This is a genomic window from Tropicimonas sp. IMCC34043, from assembly GCF_003390845.1.
GTDB lineage: Bacteria > Pseudomonadota > Alphaproteobacteria > Rhodobacterales > Rhodobacteraceae > Tropicimonas.
Window position 1 is genome coordinate 170130 of the sequence record NZ_QMEK01000004.1, and the last position, 16133, is coordinate 186262.

Consider the following 16133-nt stretch of genomic DNA (forward strand, 5'->3'; position numbering starts at 1 on the left):
GATGACCAAGGTCGTACACCCCAGACATGCGCTGTCCACCAACCCGCTGAAATCCTCGGCCCCGCTTGGTGCGGCACTTGCCTATCTCGGCATCGAAAGCGCGATCCCGCTGTTTCACGGCAGTCAGGGCTGCACCGCCTTCGCCATGGTCCATCTGGTGCGCCACTTCAAAGAGGCGGTGCCGCTGCAGACCACGGCGATGAACGAGATATCGACCATCCTCGGCGGCGCCGAGCAGATCGAAGAGGCGATCGAGAACCTGCGCAAGAAATCGGCGCCGAAGTTCATCGGCATTGCCTCGACCGCGCTGACCGAGACCCGCGGCGAGGATGTGGTGGGCGAGTTGAAGGAAATCGTCGCCCGCCGCAAGGACTTCGCCGACACCGCCATCGTCTATGCCTCGACCCCCGACTTCACCGGCGCGCTGGAAGACGGCTGGGCCCGTGCCGTCGAGGCCATCATCGCGACGCTGGTGCCCGAGGCGCCCGAACGCGACCCCGACCTGCGGCGGGTGAACCTGCTGTGCGGCAGCCACCTGACCATTGCCGAGGTCGAGGAACTGGTGCGCCTGATCCGCGCCTTCGGCCTCGATCCCATCGTGCTGCCGGACCTCACGTCCTCGCTCGACGGCCATGTCGGCGACGACTGGCGCGGCACCTCGCTTGGCGGCACGACGCTTGAAGACATCGCCGCGATGCCGCGCAGCGCCTATACGCTGGCGGTCGGGGAATCGATGCGGGGTGCCGCCCGGCTGCTCGAGGATCGCGCCATGGTGCCGTATCGCGTGTTCCCGTCTGTGACCGGCCTCAAGCCCGTCGATGCCTTCATCCGCACCCTGATGGCGCTGTCGGGCCAGCAGGATGCGCCGCCGAGCGTGAAACGCGACCGCGCCCGCCTTCTCGACGCCTCGCTTGACGCGCATTTCCACACCGGCGGGCTCAAGGTGGCGATCGGTGCCGATCCCGACCTGCTGTTTTCGCTCTCGACCACGCTGGCGGGGATGGGGGCCGAGATCGTGACCGCGGTCACCACCTCGCAGGCCTCGCCAGTGCTGGAGCGGATGCCCTGCGACGAGGTTCTGGTGGGCGATCTCGGCGATCTGGAACGCGGCGCCGCCGCGGCCGGGGCCGCGATGCTGCTGACCCATTCCCACGGCCGCCAGGCTGCGCACCGTTTGCACCTGCCGCTGGTGCGCGTCGGTTTCCCGATCTTCGACCGGATCGGGGCGCAGGACATCTGTCGCGTCGGGTACCGCGGCACCCGGGCGTTTCTCTACGAGATCGCCAACATCGCCCAGGCACAACATCACGCCGCGACCCCGCAAGACTTCGGCGCGGCCCCCATTGCAGAGGAGTTTGACCATGTCCCGCACGCTGCGACTTGTTGAGACCGACGCGGACGACAGCGAGCCGAAGCCGCTCCGCGTTGCCATTGCGACCAACGACATGGAGCATCTCGATGCCCATTTCGGCTCGGCCAGGAAATTCGCGATCTACGACGTCACTGCGCGCGACGTGCGCTTTGTCGAGGCCCATGAATTCGACAACGTGACCAAGCAGGCCGGCAAGCACGACGATCTCGACGACAAGATCACGCCCAAGGTCGAGGCATTGACCGGCTGCGCGCTGCTGTTTGCGCTGGCCATCGGCGGGCCTTCGGCCGCCAAGATCGTCCGGGCCGGGATCCACCCGATCAAGCGCAAGGACCCCGAGCCCATCGCCGACGTGCTGGCGCAAGTGCAGACCATGCTGAACGGCACCCCGCCGCCGTTCCTGCGCAAGATCCTCGGGACGGCGCCGAAACCCGATTTCACCGAAGAATACGATGACGAGGAGACCGTCTGATGACCACCGAAACCCTTGATGCGCCGCGCGGCGGCGACTGGGTCGACAGCGACTTCCTCAAGCAGCTTGCCGCGGTCATCCGCGCCGAGGACAGCTATGGCCAGTGGGACGACAAGTCGGATGCCGACATCATGTCCGAGTTCATCGTGACCCGCGAGGAACGCCGCGACATCCCGATCATCGGCGACCCCGACCCGGAAGTCATGTGGCGGATCAGCAAGTTCTATGACGCCATCGGCCTGATGATCGAAAAGCGCTCGGGCTGCATGGCGTCGCAGATGCAGAAGATGAGCCATGAAGGTTTCGGCCGTATCGTTCTGATCGCGGGCCGGCTGGTCGTGGTCACGAAGCACCTGCGCGACGTCCACCGCTTTGGCTTCGAGACCTGGGAGAAGCTGGCCGAGGCCGGCGAGAAGGTGATCGCGGACGCCGTTGCCACCATCGAGACCTATCCCGAGCCCGCCCGGGCCTGACCGAGGAGCCGATCATGAGCGTCGAAGAACTGGAAGCCCGGATCAAGAAACTGTCGATGCGCTCGACGACCGCGAAGATGAACCTTCACGACCTGTCCGAGGAATTGCCGACCGACTGGCAGAAGATCCCCGAGGTCGCCGAAGCAACCTATGAGGTCTTCAAGGAGCTGGCCGAGGCGCGCAAGGCGCTGAAGGAAGCCAAGAAGGCCGAGGCATAAGCAGGAAGGACCAGACGCCAATGCCGATGACAGCTCTCACCCGCGGGGGGCAGGAATACACCCCCGAATTCCTGATGGCGATCAACGCCGAAAAGTGCATCGGCTGCGGGCGTTGCTACAAGGTCTGCGGCCGGGGCGTGATGACGCTCAAGGGGATGACGGAGGAGGGCATGATCCTCGGCCCCGAGGACGACGATTATGACGAGTACGAGGACGACATCGTCAAGAAGGTCATGGTCATGAGCGATGCCGATGCCTGCGTCGGCTGCGGCGCCTGCGCCCGGGTCTGCCCCTCGGATTGCCAGACCCATGCCACGATCGACTGAGGCGCGGGGGCAGGGACACGCCGCGGCCAGGGCCGCGGCGGCCGAGGCGATCCTGATGCAGGTCGATCTGGCCTGCATCCTCGAGCATGCGCTTGCGGAACGCGCGCGCGGGCAGGGGCCGCTCACCGACCTTCTGGGGCTCGATGCGGAAAGTCTGCGTGCCTTGCGCGACCGCTGGTTTCCCGAGGCGGATCTGCCCGACCTCGACGCCCCGCTGGCGCCGGTCCCGGCCGATCAGGACGCGATCGCGCAGCTGATCCTGTGGCGCGGCGGGCGGGCCGACGACGCGGCGCGCTGGCTTGCCGCGATCCTCGCCCGCCGGTCGATGGAGCCGCGGCATCTGTGGGAGGACATGGGTCTGCCGAGCCGCGTGGCGCTGAACGAGATGATAGCCCGCGTGTTCCCGCGCCTGAAGGCGGCGAACAGCCAGAACATGCGCTGGAAGAAATTCCTCTATCGCCAGATCTGTTCGGACCAGGGGTTCTTGCTGTGCCTGTCGCCAACCTGTGGCGAATGCCCGGAGCGCAGCGATTGCTTCGCGCCGGAATGAGGCCGGGTGTGGGTACGAGACGGCAGGGAGCTTGCGGCGCCTCAAGGCCTTGGAGCAGTTCTCTTCGGACCGCTGGGTCAGGTATTTTTGCCAAGAAGAAGCATGGGCCGCGGCAGGTGAGGGGGAGGCGATGAGCGATTTCGGCACGCTTCTGGCCGGTGCCGAGGCGGCGCGGACCCGGCCGCTGGAAAGTGCCGCGGCGGTTGCCCGGGCACTGGCCGCGGCGCCCGAGGACCCGGAGGTCCGCCTTGCCGCCTATCGGTTCTATTTCTACAGCCACGATTACGTTGCCGCGGGACCGCAGGCCGAGGCGATTTTGGTTCATGCCGCGCGGCGGCTCAACATCGCCACCGACTGGCGCGCGGTCGCCCCGGGCGACGCGCCGTTCAAGGCCCATGAATTCGCCCCGGGGCTTTACCTGCAGGCGCTGGTCGCGATCGGCTATTGCGCGGCGCGGCGCGGCGAGTTGACGCTCGCCCGCGCCGCCCTGGGCAAGGCGGCCGAGCTTGATCCGACAGACCGTTTCGGGGGCGCCGCCCTGCTCGGCGCGGTCGAGGCGGTCGCGGACGACGCGGCGCCCTGAGCGGTCAGTTCCTGAGCCAGGCCTCTGCCGCCTCCATGTGATCGGGCGCGAAGACCTTTGCCTTGTCGCCGGCGATCCCGGCGCCGACCCGCGCGGCCAGCTTCTGCCAGCTTGACGCCGCGACGATGGCGATCCGGTCGAGCTGGCCGATATGGTCGCGCACCAGCTTCAGATGCTCGGCGATCCCCGCGAGCCCCTGCCAGCCGTCGAAGTTCCGCAGGTCGAGCAGAAGTGCGAAACGGTCGTTGGCGCGCAGGAAGGCGTTCAGATCCTCGGTTTCCTCGGCATAGACCTCGGGGTCGATCTGGCCCAGAAGTTCCACGTGCAGCACCCCGCCGCCGAGGTCGGTCTGGTGGATTGCCCCGAGCGATTCCTGAAGCCAGCGCTTTGCCGCATCCTGTTCCGACAGCGGGAATACCTTGACCGGGCAGGGCATCAGGATCGAAAGCCCGCTTACCGCTGCGGTGATCCAGCTCGCGTCGCCCACGACGGCGATCCGGTCGAACCCGCGCCAGTGGCGCAGCCCCATCACGGCATCGTCTGCCATGGCCCGCAACGAATATCCCGAAAAACTCGGGTCGATCCGGCCCAGCAGGCGGATGCGGTCGTGTTGCTCGAGCGCGGCATCTATCGCGGGGATCAGGACCTGCTTGTAGTCGGCGTCGCTGACCTCGCCGGAGATTGCGATTTCCAGCAGGTCGGCACCGATGGGAGATGTGACTTCGATCATGACACAATGCGCCTCCTTGCGCAGGTGCGGCTGTGGCGGCATCGCGCCGTCAGGTGGCCGCGGTTCCTGTGCACCAGAGATAAGGCGTCTGCCGCTTCGCTGCCAAGCGGCGGGTCAATCCGCCGCGCGGGCAGGTCCGGTGTCCGGGCCCGATCTGCGGGCCTAGCGCTCGGGGGGCGACCAGTCTTCCGGCGGGATCTCGCGCCGTCTGAGGCGGATGGCCATGCCAAGCGCAACGCCGACCCCGATTGCCACGGTCAGGTCGGTCAGGACTGTCAGGGTCAGGGTCAGGAACAGCAGGATCAGGTCCGGACGCCGCGCGCCGAGACGGTCGCGCCACTTGTGCGGTTCGCTCATGTTCCAGGCCGTCAGCAGCAGGATCGCGGCCAGCGCCGGCATTGCCACCCGCCCGGCGAGCGGCGCGGCAACCATCATCACCAGAAGGATCGTCAGCGCATGGACCAGACCAGCGACCGGGGTCTTTGCCCCCGCGTTCACGTTGGTTGCAGTACGGGCGATGGCCCCGGTCGCGGGCAGCCCGCCGAACAGTGCCGAGCCGATGTTGGCCACGCCCTGGGCGATGACCTCGGCATTGGGGCGATAGTTGCCGCCGAACATCCGGTCGGCGACGCTGGCCGACAGCAGCGATTCGACCCCCGCGAGAAACGCGATGATGAAGGCCGAAGGCAGCAGCTCGGTGATCTGGGCGGGATGGATGGTGGGGATCTGTGGCCAGGGCAGGCGGTCGGGCAGGGCGCCAAAGCGGGCGGCGATGGTTTCGACCGAGGGCGAGGCGTAGAGCGCCAGCGCCGAGCCCACCGCCACCGCCACGATCAGCCCGGGAAAGCGCGGGAAGGCGCGGCGGAGCACCAAGATAAGGACCATGGTCAGAACGCCGATCCCGAGGCTCGACCAGTCGAGCGTGTCGCGGGCGGCCCAGAAAGCGGCGATCTTGGGGATGAACTCGGCCGGGACCGCGTCCATCTGCAGCCCGAGCAGATCCTTGATCTGGCTGGTGCCGATGATGATCGCGATGCCGATGGTGAAACCGTCGATCACAGGCTCGGGGACATAGCGCACGAGGCTGCCGGCCTTCAGGCGGCCGGCGATGACCAGGATCACGCCGGCCATCAGGGTGGCCAGCACCAGCCCGTCATAGCCATGTTTGGCGATGACGCCATAGACCACGACGATGAAGGCCCCCGTGGGGCCGCCGATCTGGACCCGGCTGCCGCCGAGAAGCGAGATCAGGAAGCCGCCGATGATGGCCGTGATCAGCCCGGTGGCGGGGTTGGCGCCCGAGGCAATGGCGATCGCAAGACTGAGCGGGATCGCCACCATGGCAACCGTGATCCCGGCCAGAAGATCGGACATGAATTCAGCCCGTTTATACCCGGGCAGGGTGGAGAGGATTTTGGGTTTCATGCAACGCAGGGGGTGAGAGATCATCGGCGCCGCCTCGCGGCGCCGGCCGCTGCACATTGCGATGCCGGCGCGGTTGGGTGCAACCGGTTTCGGGCCAACCGGACAAAGTTTTGTGTCGCGGTTCCGCCAATGTCGGGGGGGTGGCACAGGCAAGATCGCCCCAACCCCATGAAAATTCGTGGGAACATATCTTGGCACGGAGTTTGCTGTGACCTTTCGGAATGCGATGGACCCCGACAGGAGAGCCAGGATGATCGAGATTACGGAAAGTGCGCGCACCGCGATAAAGACCGCCATCGATGGCGCCGGCCGCCAGGTCGCGGGCCTGCGTGTGATGGTGCAGGGCGGCGGTTGTGCCGGGCTGAAATACGGCATGGCGCTGGAGCTCGAGGCGCAGCCCGACGACGCCGTGATCGAGGCGGGCGAGGTCATCGTTCTGGTCGATCCTGAAAGCCAGCCGCATCTGGCCGGCACGACCATCGATTTTGTCACGGGCCTCGAAGGCTCGGGCTTCGTTTTCAATAACCCGAATGCCTCCAGCTCCTGCGGCTGCGGCAAGTCTTTCTGCTGAAAGGGCACAGCCGATGTGGGATTACAGCGACAAGGTCAAGGACCACTTCTTCAACCCGCGCAACGCCGGCGCGCTGGCAGGGGCCAATGCGGTCGGCGAGGTCGGCTCGCTGTCGTGCGGCGACGCGCTGAAGCTGATGCTGAAGGTCAACCCCGACACCGACATCATCGAGGACGCCAAGTTCCAGACCTTCGGCTGTGGATCGGCCATCGCCTCGTCTTCGGCTCTGACCGAACTGATCATCGGCAAGACCATCGAGGAAGCCCGGCGCCTGACCAACCAGGACATCGCCGAATTCCTTGGCGGGTTGCCGCCGGAAAAGATGCACTGCTCGGTCATGGGGCAAGAGGCGCTGACCGCCGCCGTCGCCGCCTGGAAGGGCGAAGCGGTCGATGACGACGACCACGAGGACGGCGCGCTGATCTGCAAGTGCTTTGCCGTCGATGCCGGCATGATCGAACGCGCGATCCGGACCAACAAGCTGACCAACCTCGAGATGGTGACCTTCTACACCAAGGCCGGCGGCGGCTGCAGCTCGTGCCGCGAGCCGCTTGAGGAACTGTTGTCCGATGTCAACCGGGCGATGGTCGCCGAGGGCTTGCTGAAAGCAGAAGAGGCCTATGTCTTCGGTGCCGCGCCGAAACCCCAGCCGGCGAAGAAAAAGGCGCAGGGCTTCGTGATCCCCGACATGCCGCCGATGGCGGCCGCGCCGGCGCCCGCCGCCCCGGTGCAGATGGCGCCGATCCAGATCGAGATGCCGGTGGCCGTGGCAGCGCCGCGTCCCGCCGCTGTTCCCGCCCCCGCCCCGGTCGCCGCCGCCGCCGGCCTCAGCCCTGCCAAGGAGGCGATCGTGGTCGCGAAGATCATCGAGGAGATGCGCCCGGTGTTCCGTGCCGACGGCGGCGATGTCGATCTGGTGGACATGGAGGGCTCGCTGGTGCTCGTCCAGCTGACCGGCGCCTGCTCGGGCTGCCAGCTCGCCTCGGCGACGCTTGGCGGGCTGGCGCAAAGGGCGTCCGAGGCGCTGGGTCGTCCGATCCGCGTCATGCCCGTGGCGAAAAGCTGAGGAGAGCCGAACATGACCCCTGTCTATCTCGACAACAACGCCACGACCCGGGTGTTTCCCGAAGTGGTCGAGGCCATGCTGCCCTATTTCAGCGAGCAGTTCGGCAATGCCTCGTCGATCCATGCCTTCGGTTCCGAGGTTGGCGGTGCGCTGCGCATTGCGCGCCGCTCGCTGCAGGCGCTGATCGGCGCCGAGTTCGATCACGAGATCATCTTTACCTCGGGCGGCTCGGAATCGAACAATACCGCGATCCGCTCGGCCCTGGCCGTGCAGTCGGGCCGCAACGAGATCGTCACCTCGGCCGTCGAACACCCGGCCATCCTGCAACTCTGCGCCTGGCTGGAGAAGCACGAGGGCGTGGTCGTTCACCGCATCCCGGTCGACGAACAGGGCCGGCTCGACCTCGATGCCTATCGTGCCGCGCTGTCGGACCGGGTGGCACTGGTCACCCTGATGTGGGCCAATAACGAGACCGGCACGATCTTTCCGGTCGACGGGTTGGCCGAGCTTGCCCACGGCGTCGGTGCGCTGTTTCACACCGATGCGGTGCAGGCAGTGGGCAAGGTCAAGGTCGACGTGAAGAACACCGACATCGACATGCTGTCGCTCAGCTCGCACAAGTTCCACGGGCCGAAGGGCCTTGGCGCGCTGTACGTGCGCAAGGGCATTTCCTTCCGGCCGTTGATCCGTGGCGGGCATCAGGAGCGCGGCCGCCGCGCCGGCACCGAGAATGCGCCGGCGATCATCGGGCTTGGCAAGGCGGCCGAGATGGCGATGGCGACGCTGCAGGAAGACGGGATCCGCATGGCCGCGCTGCGCGACCGGCTGGAAAAGGGTCTGGTGCAGCAGATCGGGCATTGCTTTGTCACCGGCGATCCGCATGACCGTCTGCCCAATACCGCGACCGTCGCCTTCGAGTTCATCGAGGGCGAGGCGATCTTGCTGAAACTGAACGAGGCCGGGATTGCGGCCTCGTCGGGGTCGGCCTGCACGTCGGGCTCGCTCGAACCCTCCCATGTGCTGCGGGCGATGAACATCCCCTTCACCGCGGCCCATGGCGCGATCCGGTTCTCGCTGTCGCGCGAAACCACCGAGGAGGACATTGACCGGGTGTTGACGGTGATGCCGAACATCATCGCCGGGCTGCGAGCGATGTCGCCGTTCTGGTCGGGCGAGGGCGCCACGCCGGACGGCTTCAACCCGGCCTATGCCTGAACTCCGGCCCGGGCTTCGGTCCGGGCCTGCAACCCTGGCCTTGCCCGAGGAGTGATCCCGATGACCGCGCTCTTCCCTCCCGTTCGTCTGGCCAACCGCCCGGCGGTTCTGTGCGACACGACATTGCGCGATGGCGAACAGACCGCCGGCGTCGCCTTTTCGCTCGACGAAAAGCGGGCGATCGCGCGGGCACTCGACGCCGCCGGGGTCTCGGAACTCGAGGTCGGCATCGCCGCCATGGGCTGGGAGGAGGTCGCCGAAATCCGCGCGATCATCGCCGAGCTGGAAAGCGCCGAGCCGGTGGTCTGGTGCCGGCTTCGCATGGGCGATCTCGACATGGCGGGCAAGACCGGCGCGCGGCGGGTGCATTTCGCGGTGCCGACCTCGGACCGGCAGCTTGTCGGCAAGCTGAAGGTCGACCGCGCCTGGGCGCTGCAGAACACCGCCGAGCTGGTCTATACCGCCGTTTCACGGGGCTTTCATGTCTCGGTCGGGGCCGAGGATGCGAGCCGCACCGACCCGGCCTTCGTGGCCGAGATCGCGCGTGTGGCTCAGGCGGCCGGCGCGATCCGGTTCCGGCTGGCCGATACGCTCGGGCTGCTCGATCCGTTCGGCGCCCATGCGCTGGTGTCGGCAATCGTGGCGCGCACGGTGCTGCCGATCGAGTTTCACGCCCATGACGATTTCGGCATGGCCACCGCGAACACACTGGCTGCCTGGCACGCGGGAGCCTCGCACCTGTCGGTAACGGTGAACGGGCTGGGCGAACGTGCGGGCAATGCTGCGCTGGAAGAAGTCGCCGCCGCCCTCGAGGCGCAAGGCGTGGCCACCGGGATCGACCTGCACTGCCTGTCCGCGTTGTCGTCGCTGGTGGCGCTGGCCTCGGGCCGTCCGCTGCCGCCGAACAAGTCGGTGGTGGGCGATATGGTGTTCTCGCACGAGGCCGGGATCCATGTCGACGCGATCCTGAAGAATGGCGACACCTACGAGGACCCGCGCTCGGCCCCGGCCCGGTTCGGACGTGAACGGCGGCTGGTTCTGGGCAAGCATTCGGGGATTGCAGGCCTGCGCGCGGCACTGGCGGCGGCGAACCTGCCGGCGGGCGAGGCGGTGGCCCGCGCGATCCTGCCCTTGCTGCGGGACTTTGCGGTGCGCGAGAAGCGCCCGGCGGCGCCCGAGGATCTGGCGCATCTGGTGGCCATGGCCTGGCATCTGGAGCGGCTGAACGCAGAGGACGGCGAATGACGATCCTTGCCCTGATCCGGTCGGATTTCGACGCCATCGGCCACCGCGATCCGGCAGCGCGCGGCCCTGTCGAGACGGCGCTGACCTATCCCGGCCTGCATGCCGCGACAGCGTATCGATTTTCACACGCGCTGTGGCGGCGCGGGCTGCGGTTTCCGGCGCGGGTGCTGTCCTATCTCTCGCGCATGTTCACTGGCATCGACATCCATCCCGGGGCGCAGATCGGCCCCGGGTTCTTCATCGACCACGGCGCCGGTGTGGTGATCGGCGAGACCGCGGTGATCGGGCGAGACGTGACGCTCTATCATGGCGTCACGCTCGGGGGTGTCAGCTGGTCGCCGGGAAGGCGACATCCGAGCCTTGGCGATGGCGTTATGGTCGGGGCGGGCGCCAAGATCCTCGGGCCGATCACCGTCGGTGCGGGCGCGCGGGTCGGCGCCAATTCGGTTGTGGTCGAGGAGGTTCCGCCCGAGGCCACCGTGGTCGGCATTCCCGCCCGGATCGTTCAGACCGAGCGGCCGCATTCGACCGATCCCTACAGGGTCGATCTGGACCACCACCTGATGCCCGATCCCGTGGGCCGGACGCTGGCGCGGCTGGCCGACCGGATTGCCTTTCTCGAGGCGCGGCTTGCGGCCCGCGACAGCGCGGCACGAATCGACCCGACCCTGAAGGGCTGTGCCGAACCCTGGGACGAACGTCGGCACTGAGCCTGAGGCGACATTCCCGACCCGACCCGACCCGATCCCGCCCGGTTCCGCCCCGCGCCGGGCGGCTTGGCGTCCGGGTTGATCCCTGCGGCAACAGGCACCGCGCGGTGCGCCGGCACGGGGGCACGGGGGCACGGGGGCGGTTGGCACGCGGACCGGTTGGCACGGCGCCAGGTTGACACCCGCGCCCCTGTCGCAAAACCATCATTGTCAGGCCGGGAGAATCCGACAACTCTGGGCAAGCGGTTGAATTTGCGTATCTTAAATAGTTGGCACGATTATTGCTGTGTCTATTGCAGATGCGGTGGCGTCCAAGCCGGTTGCCACCGCCGCGGATCAGCAAAGGAGACGCCGAATGCCCAAGGATTTCGAAACCGCCGGAGTGCTCGACCACATCTCGGGTCTTTCCTCGGCCGAGGATATCTTCACCTATCTCCTCATGCCCTACGAGCCCGAGGTGCTGAACGTCTCGCGGCTGCACATCATGAAGCGTTTCGGCAGCTATCTCGGCAAGGCCGACCTCTCGAAGCTCGATGCCGACGAGACCTTCCTTGCGGCGCGCCAGTGCCTGAAGCGCGCCTATGGCGACTTCCTCGAATCGACGCCGATGAAGGAAAAAGTCTTCAAGGTCTTCCGCGACGAGGAAGAGAAGCTGAAGGCGCGCTTTGTCGGGCTCGACAGCCTGAAGCTTGCCACCGACTGACAAGGACCGCCGCGAGGCTGCGCCCGCTCTGAAGCGGCCGCGGTCTTGGGGGTGTCCGGGCACCGACATGTACAAACTGGCGCGGGGATTGGAATGAGGACGGCGACGACACCAGCGACAACTCGGACGGATGATCGGCCCTTTCAGACGCGCCCTCAGGCCGGCGCCGGCCGGCCGCACATCGCCATCAACCGCAAGCCCGAGGACAGCGCGGCGCTGCGCGCGCTGACCCGGATCTGCCCGGCGGGCTGCTACAGCTTCAACGACGACGGTCTGGTCGAGATCTCGGCCGAGGGCTGCCTGGAATGCGGCACCTGCCGCATCGTCTGCAATGCGACCGGCGAGGTCGTCTGGTCCTATCCCTGCGGCAGCTACGGCACGCTGCTGATGGTCGGATAGGCGCCATGCGGGGATTGGTTTTCGGGATCAATCTGGCGATCGCCCTTGCGCTGCTGGCGGCGATTGGACGTGTGGCCTGGGCTGAAGCGGCCCCGGCACCGGTAGCAGAGGCGGCGTCGCCATGGCGTCGCTAGACCGGAGGCTGCGGGATGATCGTCTGTTCCTGTACGCGAATGACCGACCAGGCGCTTGCGGACGAGGTTGCGCGGATCCTGCGCGAGGACCCGCAAGCGCTGATCACGCCGGGGCGGGTGTTTCACGGCCTTGGCGAGCGGATCCAGTGTGGCGGCTGCTGTCGGCTGATCGACATGCTGATCGCCGCGGACCTGCGTCAGCGGCGCGCGGCGGCAGATGCTCCGAACGACAGTGCTGCCGATCTGCCAATGGCTGCGGAATGATCCGCGCCTGCATTGACGCGGGCGGGCTGATCGCGCGGCCCTGTCGCCGGTCTGGCACCGGAGTTGGGGGTCGAAGGCTCGGCCGCGAGGCGCGGCGGAAATCATGGTAGGCTGAAGATCATGCAACTGGTTCAGACGGCATCCCAGAAGGCGATCATGACGATGAGCGGGCAGATGCTCAGCTCGATCGCGATCCTTGGCATGTCGACACAGGATCTTTCGGAACACCTGAAGGAAAAGGCCGCGACCAATCCCGCGGTCTCGTACCGGCCGCCGCGGTTTCTGGGCTCTGGCGGCGGCGAGGGGTTTGACGCGGTGGCGGCACTCGCTTCGGACAAGCCAAGTCTGATGGCGCATGTGGTCGCGCAGATCGAACTGGCCTTTGCCGCGCCGGCAGACCGGGTGCTGGCGCTGCGCTTTGCCGAGTCGCTGGAACCGACCGGCTGGCTCAGCCAGCCCCTCGCGACGATCGCAGCCCTTGCGGGCGTCGCCGAGGCACGGGCCGCGGCGCTGCTGGACCGGTTGCAGCAGTTCGAGCCGACGGGCCTGTTTGCCCGGTCGCTGGCCGAATGCCTGAAGCTTCAGGCGCGCGAGGCCGATCAACTGACATGGGAGCTTGAGGCGCTGCTCGACAATTTGCCGCTGCTGGCCGAGGGACGCACTCGCGAGCTGGCCGAGCTGTGCGATTGCGATCCCGAGGATATCCCCGAGATCGCCCGCCAGCTGCGCGGCTTCGACCCGAAACCGGGGCTGGCCTTTGCCCACGAACCGACACCGATCTTTCCCCCCGACCTGACCGCGACCCGCACCGATCAGGGCTGGTCGGTCGAACTGAACCGCGCCGCGACCCCGGAGATCACGGTCAGCCCCGACCGGCTGCCGGGCGGCACGGCCGACCCGCAGGCGCGCGCGTTCCGGCGCAAGGCGCTGGCCGAGGCACGGGCGCTGGCCCAGGCACTGGAGCGGCGCGGCGACACCTTGCTGCGCACCGCGGCGGTGCTGGTGGCGCGCCAGTCCGAGTTCATGCTGAAGGGGCCGGGCCATCTGGTGCCCTTGTCGCTCGAGGATGTGGCCGAGGAACTGGAGCTCAACCCCTCGACGATCAGCCGCGCCACCTCGGGCCGGATGATCCAGACGCCGAACGGCGCGCTGCCGCTGCGCGCGTTTTTCAGCCGCTCGATGTCCAGCGCCTCGGGCGGGGCGGTGTCGCAGGATGCGCTGCGCGATTTCGTGCGCCGGACAATCGAGACCGAGGATCCGGCGCGGCCGCTCAGCGACGATGCCATCGTCACCCTGGCGCGCAAGGCCGATCTGGCAATCGCCCGCCGCACCGTCGCCAAGTATCGCTCATCGCTCGGCATCGCGTCGTCCTACCAGCGGCGGCGCAACCCCGACGGCCGCCGGTCGGCTGCATTCTGAAACAGCCTGCCCGAGTCGAAATCCAATCCCCGAAAATCTCATTTGCACCTTACCGCGATTTCAGACTTTGATTGATATGCGGGCATGGGGTCTGTTAGCGCGCAACAAAGCGTCAGCCGCAACCGGATCCTTGCTGCAATTTTGCGCGTGCGCGCCGCCAAGCGGACAGAGCCACGGAAATGTAGCTACCTTGAAAGAAGAAGTAGTCGAAAAGTCAGCGGCGGAGATTCAGCTGCCGAGCACTTCCAAAGCAATTCCAGCACAGGCTTGGAGTAGCCAATGATCGAAGTTGCGCATCCTGTAGATGACGTCCGTTCCGACCAGCGAGGGACGCGTTCCGCGGCGTCTCGCGCATCCGAGGTCGAGCGATTGACGCTGAACGCGGTCTACGAGATCGCGAAGATGCTGACCAGTGCGCCGGACCCGATTGCGGTCATGCCGACGGTGATGAATGTGCTGTCGTCGTTTCTGGGGCTGCGGCACGGGGCGCTGGCGCTGTTGACCGAGCCGGATCGGCCGATCACGGCCGTCAAGGTCAATCCCTATCGCATTGCCGCCACCACCAGCGGATTGAATCGTGGCGATACCGATCCCGATATCCTGCCCGAGGCCGTCGCACAGATGGTGTTCCGGACCGGGGTGCCACTGGTGTCGTGGGATCTGGCCGAGGATTTCGGCCCCGAGGCGGTGCCCGAGCGCCTGCGTGGCGAGGGCTATACCCTGATTGCCGTGCCGGTGCGCGAACAGACACGGTCGATGCTGGTCGCAGGCGTTCTCTGTGCCTATCGCAGTCACGAGGATCGTGGCGCGGGCCTTGCCGACAACGATATCGGCGTGCTGACCATGGTCAGTTCGCTGCTGGAACAGTCGCTCAGGTTCCGCCGCATCGTGGCGCAGGACCGCGAGCGGGTGCTGACCGATGCCCGCCGGGCCTTGTCGGCGGCCCAGGAGGAAGTTCAGGCGAGCGCGCGTCCGGTTACCGTCGAGGGGATCGTCGGGTCGAGCGTCGAGATCTCGGACGTGATCAGTAGGGTTCAGAAAGTGGCCCCGACCCGCGCACCGGTTCTGCTGCGCGGCGAAAGCGGTACCGGCAAGGAGCTGTTCGCGCGGGCGATCCACACCATGTCGGATCGCAAGGACAAGCCTTTCGTGCGGGTAAACTGTGCCGCGCTGAGCGAGACGCTGCTGGAATCCGAACTGTTCGGCCACGAGAAGGGCGCCTTTACCGGCGCCAGCAGTCTGCGCAAGGGCCGGTTCGAACTGGCAGACGGCGGCACGCTGTTTCTGGACGAGATCGGCGAGATCAGCACCGCGTTTCAGGTCAAGCTTCTGCGGGTACTACAGGAGGGCGAGTTCGAGCGTGTCGGCGGCGCCAAGACCATCAAGGTCGATTTCCGGCTGGTCACGGCGACCAACCGCGACCTTGAGGAAGCGGTGGCAATGGGCAAGTTCCGCGCCGACCTGTACTTCCGGATCTGCGTGGTGCCGATCATGCTGCCGCCGCTGCGCGAACGGCCGAACGACATCCGGCCGCTGGCCGAGCTGTTCCTCTCCCGCTTCAACGACGATCACGGCACGAACCTTCGCTTCGCCCCGGATGCCTTCGAGACGATCTGTGCCTGCAAGTTCCCCGGCAACGTCCGCGAGCTGGAAAACTGCGTCAATCGCGCGGCCGCGCTGTCGAACGAAGAGGTGATCGTCGGCGACGCCATGGCGTGTAACCAGAATTCGTGCCTGTCGGCCGATCTCTGGCGATTGCAGAAGGGCAACTCCTCGCCGATCGGCGGGCTTGCCTCGGGCGAAATCATCATGCCGTCGGTCGTTGCGGGGCGTGCGGCCCCGCCCCCGGCCCCTGCAGTGGCCGCGCCCGCCGCCGCCCCGGCCGCAACGGATTTTGCCGGCAAGTCGCGCAAGACTGCCGACATCGACCGCGAGGAACTGGTGACGGCGATGGAGCAGGCCGGCTGGGTCCAGGCAAAGGCGGCGCGCCTGCTGGGGATGACCCCGCGCCAGATCGCCTATGCGCTGAAGAAATACGATATCGAGGTTCGCAAGATCTGATTTCGGCACGTCTCCCTAGACCTGTAAGCGGCCACCCCGGGTGGCCGCTTTTTTTGTCCGGCAGACCGGCATCTGACAATTTGGGGGCTTTGGGCAGGCGGGCGTCACGCCAAGAGTCGCAAAGCCCGCCTTTTCATGTCGCAGGCTTGTACCTTGTCCGACATTGTCGCGCGGTGAACTCCATTAAATCAAGACGT

Annotated in this window: 19 protein-coding genes; 17 read left to right on the forward strand and 2 right to left on the reverse strand. The window is 66.8% G+C overall.

What is annotated here, in order from left to right; translation table 11 throughout:
- Position 1 precedes the first annotated feature (1 nt).
- From nifN to DQG17_RS15545, 7 genes are all read left to right on the forward strand, one after another.
- Positions 2-1387 (forward strand): nitrogenase iron-molybdenum cofactor biosynthesis protein NifN, encoded by a 1386-nt coding sequence (nifN, locus tag DQG17_RS15515; RefSeq protein ID WP_116133766.1) that lies wholly within the window; start codon positions 2-4, stop codon positions 1385-1387.
- A complete protein-coding gene (gene nifX / locus DQG17_RS15520) occupies positions 1362-1844 on the forward strand; it encodes a nitrogen fixation protein NifX (RefSeq protein WP_116133767.1) in 483 nt (160 codons plus the stop codon). Before nifN ends, nifX begins: the two co-directional genes overlap by 26 nt.
- On the forward strand, positions 1844-2317 hold the full coding sequence (locus DQG17_RS15525) for a NifX-associated nitrogen fixation protein (RefSeq protein WP_116133768.1): 474 nt from the start codon (positions 1844-1846) through the stop codon (positions 2315-2317). The genes nifX and DQG17_RS15525 overlap by 1 nt, the downstream gene beginning before the upstream one ends.
- Before the next feature lie 14 nt (positions 2318-2331).
- Positions 2332-2535, forward strand: coding sequence for a CCE_0567 family metalloprotein (locus DQG17_RS15530; protein WP_198666151.1), 204 nt, complete (start codon positions 2332-2334; stop codon positions 2533-2535).
- A 20-nt stretch (positions 2536-2555) separates the two neighbouring features.
- A complete protein-coding gene (gene fdxB / locus DQG17_RS15535) occupies positions 2556-2861 on the forward strand; it encodes a ferredoxin III, nif-specific (RefSeq protein WP_116133770.1) in 306 nt (101 codons plus the stop codon).
- A complete protein-coding gene (locus DQG17_RS15540) occupies positions 2845-3411 on the forward strand; it encodes a nitrogen fixation protein NifQ (RefSeq protein ID WP_232829464.1) in 567 nt (188 codons plus the stop codon). The genes fdxB and DQG17_RS15540 overlap by 17 nt, the downstream gene beginning before the upstream one ends.
- 130 nt (positions 3412-3541) lie before the next feature.
- Positions 3542-3994 carry a hypothetical protein gene (locus tag DQG17_RS15545; RefSeq protein ID WP_116133771.1) on the forward strand — a complete coding sequence of 151 codons (453 nt, stop codon included), beginning with the start codon at positions 3542-3544 and terminating at the stop codon, positions 3992-3994.
- Positions 3995-3998: 4 nt separating this feature from the next.
- On the opposite strand, the gene DQG17_RS15550 is transcribed toward DQG17_RS15545, so the two are convergent.
- Both DQG17_RS15550 and DQG17_RS15555 read right to left on the reverse strand, forming a co-directional pair.
- The gene (locus DQG17_RS15550) at positions 3999-4724 is read right to left on the reverse strand and encodes an STAS/SEC14 domain-containing protein (protein ID WP_198666152.1); all 726 of its coding nucleotides are present in this window, start codon (positions 4722-4724) and stop codon (positions 3999-4001) included.
- Between the two features lie 162 nt (positions 4725-4886).
- Positions 4887-6098, reverse strand: a complete 1212-nt coding sequence (locus tag DQG17_RS15555; protein ID WP_369908052.1) for a SulP family inorganic anion transporter — start codon at positions 6096-6098, stop codon at positions 4887-4889.
- A gap of 301 nt (positions 6099-6399) precedes the next feature.
- Here DQG17_RS15555 and DQG17_RS15560 point away from each other — a divergent pair, with 301 nt between their 5' ends.
- From DQG17_RS15560 to nifA, 10 genes are all read left to right on the forward strand, one after another.
- Complete coding sequence (locus tag DQG17_RS15560) at positions 6400-6720, forward strand: iron-sulfur cluster assembly accessory protein (RefSeq protein ID WP_116133773.1); 321 nt, start codon at positions 6400-6402, stop codon at positions 6718-6720.
- 13 nt (positions 6721-6733) lie between these two features.
- Positions 6734-7786 carry a Fe-S cluster assembly protein NifU gene (gene nifU / locus DQG17_RS22160; RefSeq protein ID WP_116133774.1) on the forward strand — a complete coding sequence of 351 codons (1053 nt, stop codon included), beginning with the start codon at positions 6734-6736 and terminating at the stop codon, positions 7784-7786.
- A 12-nt stretch (positions 7787-7798) separates the two neighbouring features.
- Complete coding sequence (nifS, locus tag DQG17_RS15570; protein WP_116133775.1) at positions 7799-9001, forward strand: cysteine desulfurase NifS; 1203 nt, start codon at positions 7799-7801, stop codon at positions 8999-9001.
- Between the two features lie 60 nt (positions 9002-9061).
- Positions 9062-10246, forward strand: a complete 1185-nt coding sequence (gene nifV, locus DQG17_RS15575; protein WP_116133776.1) for a homocitrate synthase — start codon at positions 9062-9064, stop codon at positions 10244-10246.
- Positions 10243-10956: a serine O-acetyltransferase gene (cysE, locus tag DQG17_RS15580; RefSeq protein ID WP_116133777.1), complete on the forward strand. Its 714-nt coding sequence runs from the start codon at positions 10243-10245 to the stop codon at positions 10954-10956. Before nifV ends, cysE begins: the two co-directional genes overlap by 4 nt.
- Positions 10957-11311: 355 nt before the next feature.
- A complete protein-coding gene (nifW, locus tag DQG17_RS15585; protein WP_116133778.1) occupies positions 11312-11659 on the forward strand; it encodes a nitrogenase stabilizing/protective protein NifW in 348 nt (115 codons plus the stop codon).
- Between the two features lie 93 nt (positions 11660-11752).
- The gene (locus DQG17_RS15590; protein ID WP_116133779.1) at positions 11753-12058 is read left to right on the forward strand and encodes a ferredoxin family protein; all 306 of its coding nucleotides are present in this window, start codon (positions 11753-11755) and stop codon (positions 12056-12058) included.
- A 149-nt stretch (positions 12059-12207) separates the two neighbouring features.
- Positions 12208-12456 carry a (2Fe-2S)-binding protein gene (locus tag DQG17_RS15595; RefSeq protein ID WP_116133780.1) on the forward strand — a complete coding sequence of 83 codons (249 nt, stop codon included), beginning with the start codon at positions 12208-12210 and terminating at the stop codon, positions 12454-12456.
- 120 nt (positions 12457-12576) lie between these two features.
- Positions 12577-13875, forward strand: a complete 1299-nt coding sequence (gene rpoN, locus DQG17_RS15600) for an RNA polymerase factor sigma-54 (protein ID WP_116133781.1) — start codon at positions 12577-12579, stop codon at positions 13873-13875.
- Between the two features lie 279 nt (positions 13876-14154).
- On the forward strand, positions 14155-15936 hold the full coding sequence (gene nifA, locus DQG17_RS15605; RefSeq protein WP_116133782.1) for a nif-specific transcriptional activator NifA: 1782 nt from the start codon (positions 14155-14157) through the stop codon (positions 15934-15936).
- Positions 15937-16133: the final 197 nt, after the last annotated feature.

Excerpts from the sequence above, each read along its gene's own strand:
- nifN (WP_116133766.1), top strand. The coding sequence starts at position 2 with ATGACCAAGGTCGTACACCCCAGACATGCGCTGTCCACCAACCCGCTG.
- nifX (WP_116133767.1), top strand. The coding sequence starts at position 1,362 with ATGTCCCGCACGCTGCGACTTGTTGAGACCGACGCGGACGACAGCGAG.
- DQG17_RS15525 (WP_116133768.1), top strand. The coding sequence starts at position 1,844 with ATGACCACCGAAACCCTTGATGCGCCGCGCGGCGGCGACTGGGTCGAC.
- DQG17_RS15530 (WP_198666151.1), top strand. The coding sequence starts at position 2,332 with ATGAGCGTCGAAGAACTGGAAGCCCGGATCAAGAAACTGTCGATGCGC.
- fdxB (WP_116133770.1), top strand. The coding sequence starts at position 2,556 with ATGCCGATGACAGCTCTCACCCGCGGGGGGCAGGAATACACCCCCGAA.
- DQG17_RS15540 (WP_232829464.1), top strand. The coding sequence starts at position 2,845 with ATGCCACGATCGACTGAGGCGCGGGGGCAGGGACACGCCGCGGCCAGG.
- DQG17_RS15545 (WP_116133771.1), top strand. The coding sequence starts at position 3,542 with ATGAGCGATTTCGGCACGCTTCTGGCCGGTGCCGAGGCGGCGCGGACC.
- DQG17_RS15550 (WP_198666152.1), bottom strand. The coding sequence starts at position 4,724 with ATGATCGAAGTCACATCTCCCATCGGTGCCGACCTGCTGGAAATCGCA.
- DQG17_RS15555 (WP_369908052.1), bottom strand. The coding sequence starts at position 6,098 with ATGTCCGATCTTCTGGCCGGGATCACGGTTGCCATGGTGGCGATCCCG.
- DQG17_RS15560 (WP_116133773.1), top strand. The coding sequence starts at position 6,400 with ATGATCGAGATTACGGAAAGTGCGCGCACCGCGATAAAGACCGCCATC.
- nifU (WP_116133774.1), top strand. The coding sequence starts at position 6,734 with ATGTGGGATTACAGCGACAAGGTCAAGGACCACTTCTTCAACCCGCGC.
- nifS (WP_116133775.1), top strand. The coding sequence starts at position 7,799 with ATGACCCCTGTCTATCTCGACAACAACGCCACGACCCGGGTGTTTCCC.
- nifV (WP_116133776.1), top strand. The coding sequence starts at position 9,062 with ATGACCGCGCTCTTCCCTCCCGTTCGTCTGGCCAACCGCCCGGCGGTT.
- cysE (WP_116133777.1), top strand. The coding sequence starts at position 10,243 with ATGACGATCCTTGCCCTGATCCGGTCGGATTTCGACGCCATCGGCCAC.
- nifW (WP_116133778.1), top strand. The coding sequence starts at position 11,312 with ATGCCCAAGGATTTCGAAACCGCCGGAGTGCTCGACCACATCTCGGGT.
- DQG17_RS15590 (WP_116133779.1), top strand. The coding sequence starts at position 11,753 with ATGAGGACGGCGACGACACCAGCGACAACTCGGACGGATGATCGGCCC.
- DQG17_RS15595 (WP_116133780.1), top strand. The coding sequence starts at position 12,208 with ATGATCGTCTGTTCCTGTACGCGAATGACCGACCAGGCGCTTGCGGAC.
- rpoN (WP_116133781.1), top strand. The coding sequence starts at position 12,577 with ATGCAACTGGTTCAGACGGCATCCCAGAAGGCGATCATGACGATGAGC.
- nifA (WP_116133782.1), top strand. The coding sequence starts at position 14,155 with ATGATCGAAGTTGCGCATCCTGTAGATGACGTCCGTTCCGACCAGCGA.